Consider the following 13404-nt stretch of genomic DNA (forward strand, 5'->3'; position numbering starts at 1 on the left):
AAAACACCATCGCCTGGGAAGTTGACGCCAAAACTGAAACAAATTGAACAATTTCAGCGCAAACTTGGATGAAATTCCTGCCGGATCGATTCAAATTTCCGGCGCGGACAGTAAAACATCTGACTTGGGGATTTCGACCCAAAAACCAACGCTCAGAATTTCCCTAGGAAATTTGGGAAATATCCCACATTCATACCGACAGTTATTCCGCACACCCAGCTCGAACGCCGCCTGTGCGGCGCTCGATCTCAACAACGCCGCAACGCTCAAGGCAGGTACCCACCCCGCCTCACTACCGCAGCAGTTGCCGCGCCCGCGCCGGCGCATCGACTGTCTTCTCATCGAACTTTGCCGCTAACCTGCACCGTCTCCAGCACGCGGGCGGCCCGGGTCGTCGACTGCCCCGCCGATACGCACCAGCGCGGCCACTTTCGCTAATCCAGCATCAGCAAGATTGATTCCACTTGCGCGGGCGCGACGGGCAGACTGGAGCACCTTTCCAGCGGAGCGACCCGACATGTCTGGCGAAACCTCCCTCACCGCGCTGCTGCGCGGCATGAGCCCTACCCTCAACGACGGCGAGTACGTGTTCTGCAGCGTCGCCGACACGGCGTCACTGCAGGGCCAGGAAGTGCTCGGCAGCTTCCGCGAACAGGAAGGCCTGACGGTCATCCTCGAACGCGGCCGCGCCGATGCCCTGGGCCTGAACTACGACTACGTCGCGGCGTGGATCACCCTGACCATCCATTCGGCGCTGCAGGCGGTGGGCCTGACCGCCGCATTCGCCACCGCGCTGGGCGATGCCGGGATCAGTTGCAATGTGATTGCGGGGTACTACCACGATCATATTTTCGTCGGTGTGCAGGATGCGGACAGGGCGATGGAGGTGTTGCGCGGGCTTTCGCAACGTTGACGCATCCCGACATTCATTCTTTGCCCCCTTCCCTCCATGCCTTGAGCACAATCGCCCAGCTGTCGAACGCGGCCGCTGAGCGAAAGGATTTCAACAAGCCAGCGTTTGACACAATTAACCAAGTTGCCAAATTAAACCTAGTAGGTTAGCGTGTCTTCTATGGAAAAAAGGACTCCACACTGCAAGCTGTCAGTGATCAAGGCCCTGATCGACGCGGGGAACGTGCGTTCCACCTTGTCTGCTCTTCACGGCGGAGCCACGTTGGGGCTCGACTTCGAAGGGATCGTCGACATCGTCAGGTCACTGGCTGCCAAGGACTTCCACAAAAGCATGACCACTCACGCAGATCACACGATTTGGCAAGACGTGTACCGAACGAGCACGGCAGTCGGAGACGTCTATGTGAAACTCACTGTCATCGATGACGTGCTCATCGTGTCCTTCAAGGAGCTATGAACATGAAATGCCCATCCTGCGCAGCAGCGGAACTGGTGCATGACACCCGCGACCTGCCGTACACCTACAAGAACGAGTCGACCACCCTTGCCGCAGTCACCGGCGACTTCTGCCCCGCCTGCTCGGAAGCTGTGCTCGAGGCTGCTGAGTCGGCCCGTGTCAGCGCGGCGATGCTGGCGTTCAACAAGCAGGTCAACGCGGCTATCGTCGATCCGAATTTCATCGCCAGCGTGCGCAAGAAGCTCGCGCTTGACCAACGCGAAGCGGCCGAGATTTTCGGTGGCGGTGTCAATGCGTTTTCGCGCTACGAGAACGGCAAGACCAAACCGCCGCAAGCCCTGGTGAAACTGTTGAAAGTGCTGGATCGCCACCCCGAGCTGCTGAACGAGGTCAGAACCTCCTGACGCACTCCACCCTCAGGCAGAGAAATGAAAGCAGTACAACAACCCACCCAACGTCAGCAACGACCCCACCGTCGACAACAGAATCGCCCGTGAAACCACCCCCGCCTCGCGGTTGTAGTATTCCGCCAGCATGAACGGCCCCGTGCCGGTGGGTAGCGCGGCGAGCAGCACCGCCGAGGTGGCCCACAGCGACGGCAGGGCCAGCACCTTGAACGCCAGCACCCAGGTGACCAGCGGCTGGCCCACCAGTTTCAGCAGCACCAGCGGCCAGGCGCTGCTGTTCTGCGCCGGGGCCTTCTGGGCCAGGAACAACCCCAGCGAAACCAGGGCACAAGGGGTGGTCGCGGCCGCGAGCAGGTCGAGAAAGTGCAGCACCGGCAGGGCGATACCGAACCCGCTGGCGGCCCACAGCGCACCGGCGACGGGCGCAATCACCAGCGGATTCTTTGCCAGCGCGCGCAGCACCTTAGCCGCCGCGCGGCCGACATGCTTCTCGGCCTGCAGCCCCACCTCGATGCACACCACGGCAATGGCGAACAGCACGCAGACCACGATCAGCGTGGCGATCAATGCCGGCTGCAAGCCGGCGTCGCCGAACAGCAGCGCGCACAGCGGAATGCCGATATAGCCGGTGTTGGCATAACCGGCACTGAGCCCGTCGATGCTCGATGTTGCCAGGCCGTGGCCGCTGCACAGGCGCCAGAGCAGCGTCGCCAGGAACACCGCCAGCGTCCCGCCGCCGAATGCCAGGACGAAACCGGGCTGCCAGATCTCGGCCCAGGACGCACTCGCCGTGACCTTGAACAGCAGCGCGGGCAAGCACAGCCAGACCACCAGCCGATTGATTTCGGAGGCGGCATTGGGCCCGAGCCTGCCGCTCCTGCGACACAGGTAGCCCACCAGGATAAGGGCGAAGATGGGGACGACGACAACGAGAACGGTGTGCATGGCGCTTCCAGACGGGACAGAGCGACGCCAGTGTAGGAACCTGTTTCGATACGGTCCAATGACTTAAAATGCCCCGATCCATAGCCTGGAGACATCGATGATCGAACTGCGCCAACTGCGCTACTTCCTCGCCCTGGCCGAACACCTGCACTTCGGCAATGCCGCGGCGAGCCTGAACCTGGCGCAACCTTCGTTGAGCCGGCAGATCGCCAGTCTGGAGGAAGCCATGGGCTGCGAACTGGTCGTGCGCAGCTCCCGCTCGGTCAGCCTCACCGCCGCCGGCCGCGAGCTGCAGCGCAACGCCGGCCAGGTGCTGGCGGGCCTGGAGTCGGCGATCCGCGCCAGCCAGGCGGTGGCTCGTGGCGAACGCGGCGAGCTGCGCATCGCCTTCACCTCGATGGTGGCCTGGACCGGCTTCCCCAGGCTGATCAAGGAATTTTCCCAGGCCTGGCCCGGCATCGGCCTGTCCCTGCACGAACTGATGCCGACGGAGCTGGAACGCTCGGTACTGGAAGGCAACAACGATGTCTGCCTGTCGTTTCGCCAGGCCGGGCACGAGGCGCTGCGCTACCAGGCCCTGCACAGCGAAACCCTGTGCATCGCCCTGCCCGCCGATCATCCCCTGGCCCGCCGGCGCGAGCTGCGCCTGGGCGAACTGAGCGCCGAGCCGTTCATCCTCACCCCGCGCAACACCGCGCCGGTGCTCTACGACCACATCATGGCGCAGTGCCAGGCGGCGGGTTTCGAGCCGCAGGTGCGCCTGTACACGCAACTGCAGGGCACCATCGTCAACCTCGTGGCCGAGGGCCTGGGGGTGTCGCTGGTGCCCTCGGCGATGGCCCGCAGCAACCTGCCGGGCATCCGCTTCTTCGCCCTGGCCGACTCGCCGCGGATCGAGTTCGGCATCAGTTGGCATCCAGGCAACGGCAACCCGTGCCTGGAGTCGTTCCTGCGGATGATGCGCCCGTCAGGCGACTGAGCCGGCGGGCTGCTCCGGTGCTTTGCGCCGGCGGTTCTCCCACTGCAGCAGGAACGAGACACCGCACGGCAGGACGGTCAAGGTCACCACCGTGGCCACGGCCAGCCCGCCAATCACCGCATAGGCCATCGGCCCCCAGAAGATCTGCGGGGCGATCGGGATCATGCCGAGAATGGCCGCGCAGGCGGTCAGCACGATGGGCCGGGCCCTGTGCATCGAAGCGTGGACGATGGCCTCCAGCGCCGACTGCCCACCCCGGATATTGATGTCCACCTCTTCGATCAGGATCACCGCGTTGCGCACGATCATGCCCACCAGGGCGATGACCCCGAGCTGCGCGACGAAGCCCATCGGCGTGCCGGTCGGCAACATCGCCAGGACCACGCCAATAAGGCCGAACGGGGCCATCGCCAGCGCCAGGAACATCCGCGAGAAACTGCGCAGTTGCACCATCAGCAGCACGCACATCACCAGCGCGGTGATCGGCAGAACCGCGGCGAGCGAGCTGCTGCCTTTCGCCGCTTCCTCGACCGCGCCGCCCGTTTCGACCTTGTAGCCCTTGGGCAGGTCCCTGGCGAACTGCGCCACGGTGGGCGCGAGTGCCTGCACCACGGTGGCAGCCTCGAGCCCCTCGCGCACGTCGCCCTGCACCGTGAGCAGGGCCAGGCGCTGCCGGCGCCAGACAATGGGGTCTTCGACGCCGTAGCTGAGCCTGGCGATCTGGCTCAACGGGATGTTCTGGCCTTCGCCGTTGCGAATCTGCAGGTTGGCCAGGGTCGCCAGGTCGCTGCGCTCCCCGGTCTGCGCCCGGACCATGACATCGATCAGGCGGTCCTGGTCGCGCACGGTGGTCACCGCCGAACCGGAGAAGATGGTGGCCATGGCGCTGGCGATGTCTTCCGACGAGAAGCCCAGGGCCCGCGCCTGGGTCTGGTCGATCTGGACCAGGACAGTGCGTTGCGGTTCTCCCGACAGCAGATGGACTTCCCGCGTGTCCGGATTGGCCGACACGACGTTGGCCAGGCGCGCCGCGATATCACGTACCTTGTTCTGGTCGGGCCCGGTAACCCGGTACTTCAGCGGCCAGCCGACCGGCGGACCGAGCTCCAGCGGTGTCGCACGGGCGATGAGCCCGGAGAAATCGGTCTTGAACTTCTGCGCCAGCCGCGCCTGCAGGGCGTCGCGCTCCTTGACGCCCTTGGCGATCACCACGGCCTGGGTGACGTTTTCGTTCTGCAGCAAGACCTCCATGGGCAGGTAGAACCGGATCGCGCCGGAGCCGACATAGGTCGAGAAGCGCTCGACATCGGCATCGTTCTTGAGCAGTTCCTCCAGTTTCAACGCCTCGCGGTTGGTCGCATCCAGGGAGGCGTTCTGCGGCAGGGTCAGGCTGACCAGCAGCTCGGGGCGGTCGGAAGGCGGGAAGAACTGCTGTTCGAGATAGGCCGAGGCGCCGAGCGATGCCCCGAAGGCCGCGAGTGCGACAGCGAGAGTCACTGCGCGGTGTCCCAGGGCCCAGGACAGGGCGCGCTCATAGAACGCCATGATTCGACCGTGCCCGCCGCCGTGCTGCGGCAACGCCTTGGGCAGGATCAGGGTGCCGAGCAACGGCGAGAACAGCACCGCCACCACCCAGGAAGCCGACAGCGAGATCAGCACCACCATGAACATCGAGTAGCAGTACTCACCCGCACTGGAAGCGGCGAAGCCCACCGGGATGAACCCGGCGATCATCACCAGGGTGCCGGTGAGCATCGGGAAGGCGGTGGACTCGTAGGCGAAGCTCGCCGCCCGCTTCAGATCCCAGCCGGCTTCCAGCTTGCCGACCATCGCCTCGACGGTGATCATCGCGTCATCCACCAGCAGCCCCAGGGCAATGATCAGCGCGCCCAGGGAGATACGCTGCAGGCCGATGCCGGTCAGTTCCATACCGATGAAGGTGAGCGCCAGGACGAAGGGGATCGAGATGCTGACGACCAGCCCGGCGCGAACACCGAGGGAAAGAAAGGACACCGCAAGGACGATCGCGACCGCTTCGGCCAGCACCGTCAGAAAGCCGTTGACCGCTTGCTTGACCACGATCGACTGGTCGGCGACCTGAAGCATCTCGATGCCGTGGGGCAGCGCCAGCCTGACCTCCTCCATGCGGCTTCGCACCGTTTCACCGAAGTCCAGCAGGTTGCCACCGGCGGCCATCGAAATCGCCACACCGAGGGCCTTCTCGCCGTTGACCCGGAACAGCGGTGCCGGCGGATCGGCGGGAATGCGCCGGATCGAGGCGAGCTCGACCAGCGGCACGAAACGGTCATTGGCGCGCAGGGTCACGTTGCGCAGGCTTTCCTCGGAGGCGAAACCGCCGCTGACGCGCAGCGAGATCTTGTCGTCGGGCAAGCGCACGGTGCCCGACGGAATCACCGCGTTCTGGGCCTGCAGTGCCTTCAGTACGGCATTCTCGTCCAGCCCGAAGGAAGCCAGCCGACCGGGCGAGAACTCGATGACGATCTGCTCTTCCTGCACCCCGAGCAACTGCACCTTGCCGATGCCATGGATACGCAGCAGCTCCGCCCGCACGCCTTCCAGGTAGTCGCGCAGTTCCCGATCGGAGTAGCCCTCGGCGGTGAAGCCGAAGATCTGCCCGTAGGTATCGCCGAATTCGTCGTCGAAGAACGGCCCCTGCACGCCGCTGGGAAGCGTCGCGGCAATGTCGGTCATCTTCTTGCGCACCTGGTACCAGGCATCCGGGACGATGTGCGACGGCGCGTCATCGCGCAGGTTGACCATGATCACGGTCTCGCCCGGGCGCGTGTAGCTGTCGAGGCGGTCGAGGTAGGGGATCTCCTCGAGCTTCTTCTCCAGGCGATCGGTCAGCAGCTTGGTCGTATCGTCGATGTTCGCGCCAGGCCAGCGGGCGGCGACCACCATGGTCTTGATGGTGAAGGCCGGGTCTTCGTTGCGACTCAGCTTGGAATAGCTGAGGGCACCCCCGACCAGAGTGATCAGCATCAGGAAGAACATCAGCGGCATCTGCCCGATCGACCACGCCGACAGGTTGAATCCGCCCTTCTCCTCGGGTTGTCCGGTGTCCGACTTCATTGGGCCACCTGCTCAGCGTGGTAGACGACCTTTTGCCCGGCCCTGAGCTTGCTGACACCTGCGGTCACCACCGCATCGCCCTCGGCAAGACCCGACTCGATCAGCGCCTGGCTCGCCGTGAAGCGCGTCACCACCACGGGTTTGCGCACCAGCACCTGGTCGGCGGGCTGGACCACGAAGACCGCGGGTTTGCCATCCTCGCTGGTCAGCGCCGAGGCCGGGAGAATGAACAGGGTCTTGCCGGGCAGGAGCAGACGCCCGGTCACCGTGGCCCCGAGCGTCATCGCCGGCGGGGCATCGGGCAAGGCGATGCGGACCCGGTAGGTGCGGGTTGCCTCATCCGCGGCCGGGCTGGCATCGCGAATGCGGCCGATGACTTTGATCGCGGGGTTCGACACCAGCGCGACTTCCACCTGAATGTCGTTGGACACCGAGATGTACAGACGCTCGGAGATGTTGAAGACAGCGTCGCGCTCGTGGGTCGAGGCGAGCTTGAACGCCACTTGCCCGGCGTCGACGACCTGGCCGGTATTGACCATCGCCGCGCTGACGATAGCCGCGTCGGGCGCCTGCAACTCGGTGTAGCTGAGCTTGTTGCGCGCGCTGAGCAGGCCTGTGCGCGCGACGTTGAGCCTGGCGTTCGCCACCCGCCAGTTGGACGCGGCCTCATCGACCCGGGCACGGGCGACGAACTGCTTGTCGAACAGGGTCTTCTGTCGCTCGAGCCCCGAGCGGGCGAACTCCTCGGCCGCTTCGGCACTCCTGACTTCGGCCTCGGCCACCCGCACTTCGTTCTGCACGTCGTTGGGATCGAGCACCGCCAGCACCTGCCCCTTGGCCACGCTCATGCCGACCTCGACGCGACGGCTGGCGACCCGACCGGGGATGCGAAAGCCCAGGTCGGTCTCGATATGAGCGCGGATTTCGCCGGTCTGGGCAACCTCCTCGCCGATCAACCCGGGCTTGGCGATTACCGTACGGACGGGGCGCGGCGGCTCCTGCGAACGTTGTTCCTGCTGGCAACCGCTGACGGCCAGGCCCAGGCCGCAGAGCAGCCCGAGCACCCGAAACGTATTACACACTGTCATTTCATCTTCCCTCGATCAGGGCAAAAGGCAACGAAACGCGCGCCGGCATCGGATCCTGCCGCGGGTATACAAACGTCCTGGGAGTTTCCAGAGTCTAGTAGGCGCATGCCGGATCGATGGGGTGGTCGCGCATGAGGGGGTCGGCACTCAGCGAGCCTTGCCGGGACAATGCCCGGTGCTCATTGCCGGCATTATGCGGGGCGTCCGTCAGCGAGCCGGGAAGCGCTTCGATCGCCAGTCCCAGCGCTCGCGCGCGGGTCCTCGACGAACTCGAAGAGTTTCACCAGCGACGTCATCTCGCCGCCCAGATGGGCCAGGTCGGCGCTGGCCGCGGAAATCTCTTCACTGGCGGCGGCGGATTGCTCCGCGACATCGCGAATGCTGGAAACGCTCTGGTTGACCTGCTCGGCAACCGCGCTCTGCTGTTCGGTGGTGGCGGCGATCTGCCGGTTCAGTTCCTGGATGACGGACACGGAGCGATCGATGGCCATCAAGGACACCCCTGCCTGCCGTGCGGCCTGCACGGTTTCGCTGGCCATCAGGCTGCTTTCCGCCATCTTCTCCACGGCGTTCTGCGCGCCTTGCTGCAGGTTGTGGATCAGGGTCTGGATCTGCTCGGTGGACTGCTGGGTGCGCCGTGCCAGGGTCCTGACTTCCTCGGCGACCACGGCGAAGCCGCGGCCACCGTCGCCGGCCCTGGCGGCTTCGATCGCGGCGTTGAGGGCAAGCAGGTTGGTCTGCTCGGCGACCTCGCGGATGACGTCGAGCACCGTGCCGATGCTGGCGCTCTCATGCTTCAGCCGGCCGATGCATTCGGCGGATTGCTCGACGGCCAGGGCCAGTTTCTCGGTGTGCAGGATCGCATGCTGCACGGTAATGCCGCCCTCGCGGGTCTGCGCATCGGCATCCCGCGCCGAGGCCGCGGCACTCTGGGCGTTGCGCGCGACATCCTGCACGCTGACCACCATCTCGGACATCGCGGTCACCGCCTGCTCGATTTCCAGGCGCTGGGATTTTGCCCCCTCGCTGGTCTTGTTGGTGACACCGGAAAGCCCCTGGGCCGCACTGGCGATCTGCACCACGCCGCCGCTGACCCGCCCGATCAGCTGGCGCAGGCTCATGGTCATTTCCTGCACGGCCTGCATCAGCAGGCCCAGTTCGTCGCGGCGCTCGCCCTGGATGTCTTCGGTCAGGTTGCCCGCCGCGACCTTGCGGGCAATGCCGACCAGCCGTTGCAGCGGCGTGACGATCGACTGGGTCACCAGGATCGCCCCCACCAGCCCCACCAGCAGCGCGAGAATGGCGGCGCCGATGATCAGCATCCGCGCCTTGTCGGCTTCGCTGCGCAGCGATTTGAGTTCCAGCAGCGCCGAGGCCTCCGAGGAGGCCGCCACTTGCTGGGCGCGCTCGACCATGTCGTGGCGGGTCGACTCCAGCTCATCCAGGCTCTGGCGCAGCGCGGCGAACTGACGACGGTAGCCGCCCAGCTCGCCCAGGGCACTCTCGACACTGGAACGGGCCTGGTCATCGTCAAGCCCGGCCGAGAGCTGCGAGCCCTTGAACTCCAGCATCGAGAAGAACTCCTCGACCTGCTCGGCATCCTCGGGCAGGCGTCGGGTGATGTAGTTGGTACTGGAGCGCCGGGCCTCATGCAGCTCCATGGCCATTTCGTTGGCCTGGCTGGAGTCTTCCAGCAGGCGCATGGCGGTGGGGTCGCCGGCCATCTCGACGCGCTTGGCCGCAGCGTTGCTCAGCACCTCGTCCAGTTGATCGAACTGCTCGAACGCCTTGCGTGACGATTCATCCATGATGCCCTGGGCGGTCTTGTTCGCCGAAATGGCCTTGCCCAGGCCAAGCAGCTTCTCGCGATAGCTGCCGACTTCGCTCTGCACCTGGCGCATCAGGGCCTTGTTCTCGGGCAGTTGCAGGCGTCCTTCACACTCGGCGGCCCGCGCCTTGACCTCGTCGACCAGACTCAGCGCCTTGTCCAGGTACTGCAGGTCGCCGGTCATGATCAGTTCCTTCTCGTGCAGTTGCGCTTCCTTCAGGCCGACCTTGATGGTGTTGACCTCCAGCAGGTCGTCGAAGCGCAGCAAGGTCGAATTGAGCGCCGAAAGGCTCGCCCAGACGACACAGAAGGTGATCGAAAGCGCCAGGCCGAAGCCCGCGAACATTTTCTTGCGCACGCTCAGGTCGCGCATGAAAGCGCTGAAAGACTTCAATCCGCACCCCCCGCTGCACTTGCCAACTGACGGGTCGAGGGCAATAGACGCATCGAAATCCTCCATCGCCCGGACAGCGTCCGGGCGCAACGTTCTTGTTATCGGTGGATCCGAGTGTGCTTTTTGCATCGGCACAAAAGCTTCACCTATCACGCCAGAAAATAGGCATCTGAGGCCATGGCAATACGCCCGGCCGTCGCCTGGAAACAAGATGAATCATCTCGCTCCATAATTTACAATAACATGTGTTGTCCTAATTAGGGTCGCTTGCTAGGCTGCTGAGCACCTGCAAAAAACAATAAACAGGAGAACGGTCATGCAAGACTCGCTGAGCAAGGCGTTTCATGAAGATGGTGCCGTGCTGGTCAAGGGACTCTTGAGCCAGGAACAATTGGCCCGCTGCGCAGAGGCCTACGACTGGGCACTGCTCAATCACGGCCCGCATGCGACCCGGATGTTCGCCGGGACCACCCAGCAATCCCACGTCGACAATGCCAATCCCCTGGCCAAGGAGCGCCTGGAAGCGCTGGTTGCAGAGCTGCCGCTGGGCGAGCTGTTCGCCAGGATCTGGGGTTCGAAGAACGTCTGGTACTTCGCCGAAGAGGTGTTCCTCAAGGCCGGTGGCCAGGGCGCCAGAACCCTCTGGCACCAGGACACCTCCTACCTGCCCTGGGCCGGCAACCATTGGGGCAATGCCTGGATCAGCTTCGACGCCGTGCCCAAGCGCAACGCGCTGGAGATCGTCCGCGGCTCGCACCATGGACCGCGCTACGACGGCACTACCTTCACCGACCCGGACGACCCGACCCAGCCGCTGCACGGCAATGGCGCCCTGCCCCGCCTGCCGGACATCGAGGCCGAGCGCAGGGCCAACCCGCAGGCGTTCGACATTCTGTCCTGGGCCACCGAGCCCGGTGACGTCGTGCTCCTTCATCCCGGCTCCCTGCACGGCGGTGCGCCGGTCGATGCCGACTTTCCGCGGCGGCGCACCTTCGTCTTCCGTTTCTTCGGCGATGACGCGACCTTCCAGCCGCTGCCGGCCCACAGCGCCGCCGGCTACCCGCAACAGGGTGTGCTGTTTACCGAGGAACTGGAGCAACTGACCGCGGGCGCGCCGTTCCGCCATCCCACCTTCCGCCAGATCGTCTGACCGGAGTACGCCCATGACAACCCGCAATCTCAAGCGCCAGTCCATCACCCCGCCCGCGACCCAGGTGCTGTACGACAATTTCCATTTCTCCCCGGCCACCCGCGTGGGGGATCTGATCTGGGTCTCGGGCCAGGTGGGGATCGACCACAGCCTGACGCCCGCCGACGGCATCGTCGAACAGTCACACCTCGCCTTCCAGGCGCTCAGGCAGGTGCTCGAAGCCGCCGGCGCGACCCTGGCGGACGTGGTCGAGCTGACCACCTTCCATACCCGCATGCAGAGCGACATGGCGGAGTTTGCCAGGGTCAAGGACGAGTACTTCCCGACGCGCTACCCGTCCTGGACGGCGGTCGGCATCAGCGAACTGGCCATGCCGCAGCTACTCGTCGAAATCCGCGCCGTCGCGGTCGCGGGCTGCGGCGAGGCCTGACGATCGCGCCCCTGTTTACCTCCAACCCAGCAAGGAATTGCCATGGCTACCCTGATCGTCAGCTACCCCGTCGCCGAAGGCGCGACGTTCGACAAGGACTACTACCTGTCCACTCACCTCCCCCTGGCCCGGGAGGCCTGGGGCGGGTACGGTCTGCAGGACGCGCAGGTGCTGTTTCCCCATGCGGGTCCGCAACCCCTGGTGGCCTGCCTGATCCTGCGCTTTGCCGGACAGGCCGGGATCGACGCGGCGCTCACCGCCCCCGGAACCCCGGCGGTGCTCGCCGATGTCACGAACTTCACCAACATCACCCCGTCGATATTTCGCGCCGACGACTGACCCACAGCCCATACGGCGGGTGCGGGCGCTCCGCACCCGGCCGGACCGGGGTGTTTTATTGGCGCAACTTCACTATGCTGAGGCTCTTTTCGCCTGCATCGGCAGGCGAAAACCGCTTCCTTCATCCGACTTCGATACGTCCTGAGTACCCATGCCCGATACCAAAGCCCGTTCCACAACCGCCCCTTCACGCGAATGCGAAAACGCGCCAGAGACCGTTGCCCGCAGGGGAAGACCGGTCGGCGACCGCGATGCGAAACGTGCGGAACTGCTGGCGGCAGCGATCGCGGTCATCGCCCAGGATGGCTACGCCGGCGCGTCCATGCGCAAGGTCGCCAAGCAGGCGGGTTGCACCACCGGCGCGGTGACCTACTACTTCGCCAACAAGGAAGAGATGATCTCGGCGGTTGCGCAGAGCCTGTTCGATCAGGTCGACACGCTGCTGGAAGCGAACCAGGAACCGCTCGATATCGCCTCGCTGCTGCACCAGTGGATCAACTGGGTCAACTTCGACGAGCCGACCATGTGGCTGTCCTGGCTGCAGATACTCTCCCACGCCCGCCATGAGCCGGTGTTCGCCGACATCATCAAACAGCGCTATGACCGCTTCCGCCTGGTATTCACCCGACTTATCGAACAAGGTCAGACAGACGGCAAGATTCGCAACGACATTCACGCCGACGTGCTGGCCGACCAGATCAGCACGATCTGCGACGGCTGGCTGATGATGCTGCCCATCGAGCCGGAACGCTTCAGTGGCGAGCGCGGCAAGGCGCTGCTCGATGCGCTCATCGTCCTGATCGCCCCGCCGAAAGCCGTGAAGAGCACTGCCAGGAGCAAGGCGAAAGCCTGATGAACGACCGCCCGCGCGCATCAGCCGGGTGCCCGTCTGTCCGCTAGGGTCTGTGTGAAAAGTCTTGAGACGAAGGTCAGGCAAGGCGAAAACAGCCGAGGAAGCGGAGTTTACGGGTTGTAAATGAGCATTCCGAGGCTGTTTTCAACGCAGCATCACCGAGTATCAAGGCTTTTCACACAGAGCCTAGTGCGTCGCGGTCTGGTACAGGCTAAGCGCCTGGTTGGCCGCCGCCAGGCAGGCTTTCGCATCACCTTTGGCCTGAGCTGCCCTGGCTTGCTCGATCAGTCGGCGAATGCTGGTCGCCACCCCGCCCTGCACCCCCATCCCGTCGGTCCGCTCGATATGATCGAGCTGGGCTATCTTTTCCTGGCAGTAGTCGTGTTTCGGTGCCTCCGCCGCGTGAAGCGGCAGGCTGATGACCGACGCGATGACCAGCACGTTCAGAACCTTCATCGGTAGCTCTCCGGTTTTCTCTTCGATTTAAAATAACGACCGTTTCCATTTTAAGCTAGCCTGCCTCGTCTCT

General features: G+C 64.5%; 14 protein-coding genes. 9 read left to right on the forward strand and 5 right to left on the reverse strand.

The annotated features are described in order from the left end of the window. The first annotated feature begins 43 nt into the window (after positions 1-43). From RTI28_RS25210 to RTI28_RS25225, 4 genes are all read left to right on the forward strand, one after another. Positions 44-358, forward strand: a complete 315-nt coding sequence (locus tag RTI28_RS25210) for a hypothetical protein (RefSeq protein ID WP_316922996.1) — start codon at positions 44-46, stop codon at positions 356-358. 159 nt (positions 359-517) lie between these two features. Continuing rightward, a complete protein-coding gene (locus RTI28_RS25215; protein WP_316922997.1) occupies positions 518-913 on the forward strand; it encodes an ACT domain-containing protein in 396 nt (131 codons plus the stop codon). A gap of 159 nt (positions 914-1072) precedes the next feature. Continuing rightward, positions 1073-1369 carry a type II toxin-antitoxin system MqsR family toxin gene (locus tag RTI28_RS25220; protein ID WP_316923050.1) on the forward strand — a complete coding sequence of 99 codons (297 nt, stop codon included), beginning with the start codon at positions 1073-1075 and terminating at the stop codon, positions 1367-1369. A 2-nt stretch (positions 1370-1371) separates the two neighbouring features. Next, on the forward strand, positions 1372-1773 hold the full coding sequence (locus tag RTI28_RS25225; RefSeq protein WP_316922998.1) for a type II toxin-antitoxin system MqsA family antitoxin: 402 nt from the start codon (positions 1372-1374) through the stop codon (positions 1771-1773). Between the two features lie 12 nt (positions 1774-1785). Here RTI28_RS25225 and RTI28_RS25230 read toward each other — a convergent pair whose 3' ends face one another. Next, positions 1786-2721, reverse strand: a complete 936-nt coding sequence (locus RTI28_RS25230) for an AEC family transporter (protein ID WP_316922999.1) — start codon at positions 2719-2721, stop codon at positions 1786-1788. A gap of 97 nt (positions 2722-2818) precedes the next feature. Here RTI28_RS25230 and RTI28_RS25235 point away from each other — a divergent pair, with 97 nt between their 5' ends. Then, positions 2819-3700, forward strand: coding sequence for a LysR substrate-binding domain-containing protein (locus RTI28_RS25235; protein ID WP_316923000.1), 882 nt, complete (start codon positions 2819-2821; stop codon positions 3698-3700). On the opposite strand, the gene RTI28_RS25240 is transcribed toward RTI28_RS25235, so the two are convergent. The 3 genes from RTI28_RS25240 to RTI28_RS25250 all read right to left on the reverse strand — a co-directional run bounded on the left by RTI28_RS25240 (position 3689) and on the right by RTI28_RS25250 (position 10103). Continuing rightward, the gene (locus RTI28_RS25240; protein ID WP_316923001.1) at positions 3689-6793 is read right to left on the reverse strand and encodes an efflux RND transporter permease subunit; all 3105 of its coding nucleotides are present in this window, start codon (positions 6791-6793) and stop codon (positions 3689-3691) included. The two genes, RTI28_RS25235 and RTI28_RS25240, sit on opposite strands and share 12 nt — an antisense overlap. Further along, positions 6790-7881, reverse strand: coding sequence for an efflux RND transporter periplasmic adaptor subunit (locus tag RTI28_RS25245; protein WP_316923002.1), 1092 nt, complete (start codon positions 7879-7881; stop codon positions 6790-6792). Before RTI28_RS25245 ends, RTI28_RS25240 begins: the two co-directional genes overlap by 4 nt. A gap of 191 nt (positions 7882-8072) precedes the next feature. Continuing rightward, complete coding sequence (locus RTI28_RS25250; protein ID WP_316923003.1) at positions 8073-10103, reverse strand: methyl-accepting chemotaxis protein; 2031 nt, start codon at positions 10101-10103, stop codon at positions 8073-8075. A gap of 316 nt (positions 10104-10419) precedes the next feature. Here RTI28_RS25250 and RTI28_RS25255 point away from each other — a divergent pair, with 316 nt between their 5' ends. The 4 genes from RTI28_RS25255 to RTI28_RS25270 all read left to right on the forward strand — a co-directional run bounded on the left by RTI28_RS25255 (position 10420) and on the right by RTI28_RS25270 (position 12875). Next, positions 10420-11253, forward strand: a complete 834-nt coding sequence (locus RTI28_RS25255; protein WP_316923004.1) for a phytanoyl-CoA dioxygenase family protein — start codon at positions 10420-10422, stop codon at positions 11251-11253. A 13-nt stretch (positions 11254-11266) separates the two neighbouring features. After that, complete coding sequence (locus RTI28_RS25260) at positions 11267-11683, forward strand: RidA family protein (RefSeq protein WP_316923005.1); 417 nt, start codon at positions 11267-11269, stop codon at positions 11681-11683. Between the two features lie 42 nt (positions 11684-11725). Continuing rightward, positions 11726-12022 carry an EthD family reductase gene (locus tag RTI28_RS25265; protein WP_316923006.1) on the forward strand — a complete coding sequence of 99 codons (297 nt, stop codon included), beginning with the start codon at positions 11726-11728 and terminating at the stop codon, positions 12020-12022. A gap of 151 nt (positions 12023-12173) precedes the next feature. Continuing rightward, positions 12174-12875, forward strand: a complete 702-nt coding sequence (locus RTI28_RS25270) for a TetR/AcrR family transcriptional regulator (protein WP_316923007.1) — start codon at positions 12174-12176, stop codon at positions 12873-12875. Positions 12876-13061: 186 nt separating this feature from the next. Here the strand turns inward: RTI28_RS25270 and RTI28_RS25275 are convergent, their stop codons facing one another. After that, a complete protein-coding gene (locus tag RTI28_RS25275) occupies positions 13062-13331 on the reverse strand; it encodes a hypothetical protein (protein ID WP_316923008.1) in 270 nt (89 codons plus the stop codon). Positions 13332-13404: the final 73 nt, after the last annotated feature.

It is taken from the genome of Pseudomonas sp. zfem002, assembly GCF_032621685.1.
GTDB classification, from domain to species: Bacteria; Pseudomonadota; Gammaproteobacteria; order Pseudomonadales; family Pseudomonadaceae; genus Aquipseudomonas; species Aquipseudomonas japonica.

Bases quoted from the DNA above. Each gene is read 5' to 3' on its own strand.
- RTI28_RS25215 (WP_316922997.1), top strand. From the start codon at position 518: ATGTCTGGCGAAACCTCCCTCACCGCGCTGCTGCGCGGCATGAGCCCT.
- RTI28_RS25230 (WP_316922999.1), bottom strand. From the start codon at position 2,721: ATGCACACCGTTCTCGTTGTCGTCGTCCCCATCTTCGCCCTTATCCTG.
- RTI28_RS25265 (WP_316923006.1), top strand. From the start codon at position 11,726: ATGGCTACCCTGATCGTCAGCTACCCCGTCGCCGAAGGCGCGACGTTC.
- RTI28_RS25270 (WP_316923007.1), top strand. From the start codon at position 12,174: ATGCCCGATACCAAAGCCCGTTCCACAACCGCCCCTTCACGCGAATGC.
- RTI28_RS25235 (WP_316923000.1), top strand. From the start codon at position 2,819: ATGATCGAACTGCGCCAACTGCGCTACTTCCTCGCCCTGGCCGAACAC.
- RTI28_RS25245 (WP_316923002.1), bottom strand. From the start codon at position 7,881: ATGACAGTGTGTAATACGTTTCGGGTGCTCGGGCTGCTCTGCGGCCTG.
- RTI28_RS25255 (WP_316923004.1), top strand. From the start codon at position 10,420: ATGCAAGACTCGCTGAGCAAGGCGTTTCATGAAGATGGTGCCGTGCTG.
- RTI28_RS25275 (WP_316923008.1), bottom strand. From the start codon at position 13,331: ATGAAGGTTCTGAACGTGCTGGTCATCGCGTCGGTCATCAGCCTGCCG.
- RTI28_RS25260 (WP_316923005.1), top strand. From the start codon at position 11,267: ATGACAACCCGCAATCTCAAGCGCCAGTCCATCACCCCGCCCGCGACC.
- RTI28_RS25225 (WP_316922998.1), top strand. From the start codon at position 1,372: ATGAAATGCCCATCCTGCGCAGCAGCGGAACTGGTGCATGACACCCGC.
- RTI28_RS25240 (WP_316923001.1), bottom strand. From the start codon at position 6,793: ATGAAGTCGGACACCGGACAACCCGAGGAGAAGGGCGGATTCAACCTG.
- RTI28_RS25220 (WP_316923050.1), top strand. From the start codon at position 1,073: ATGGAAAAAAGGACTCCACACTGCAAGCTGTCAGTGATCAAGGCCCTG.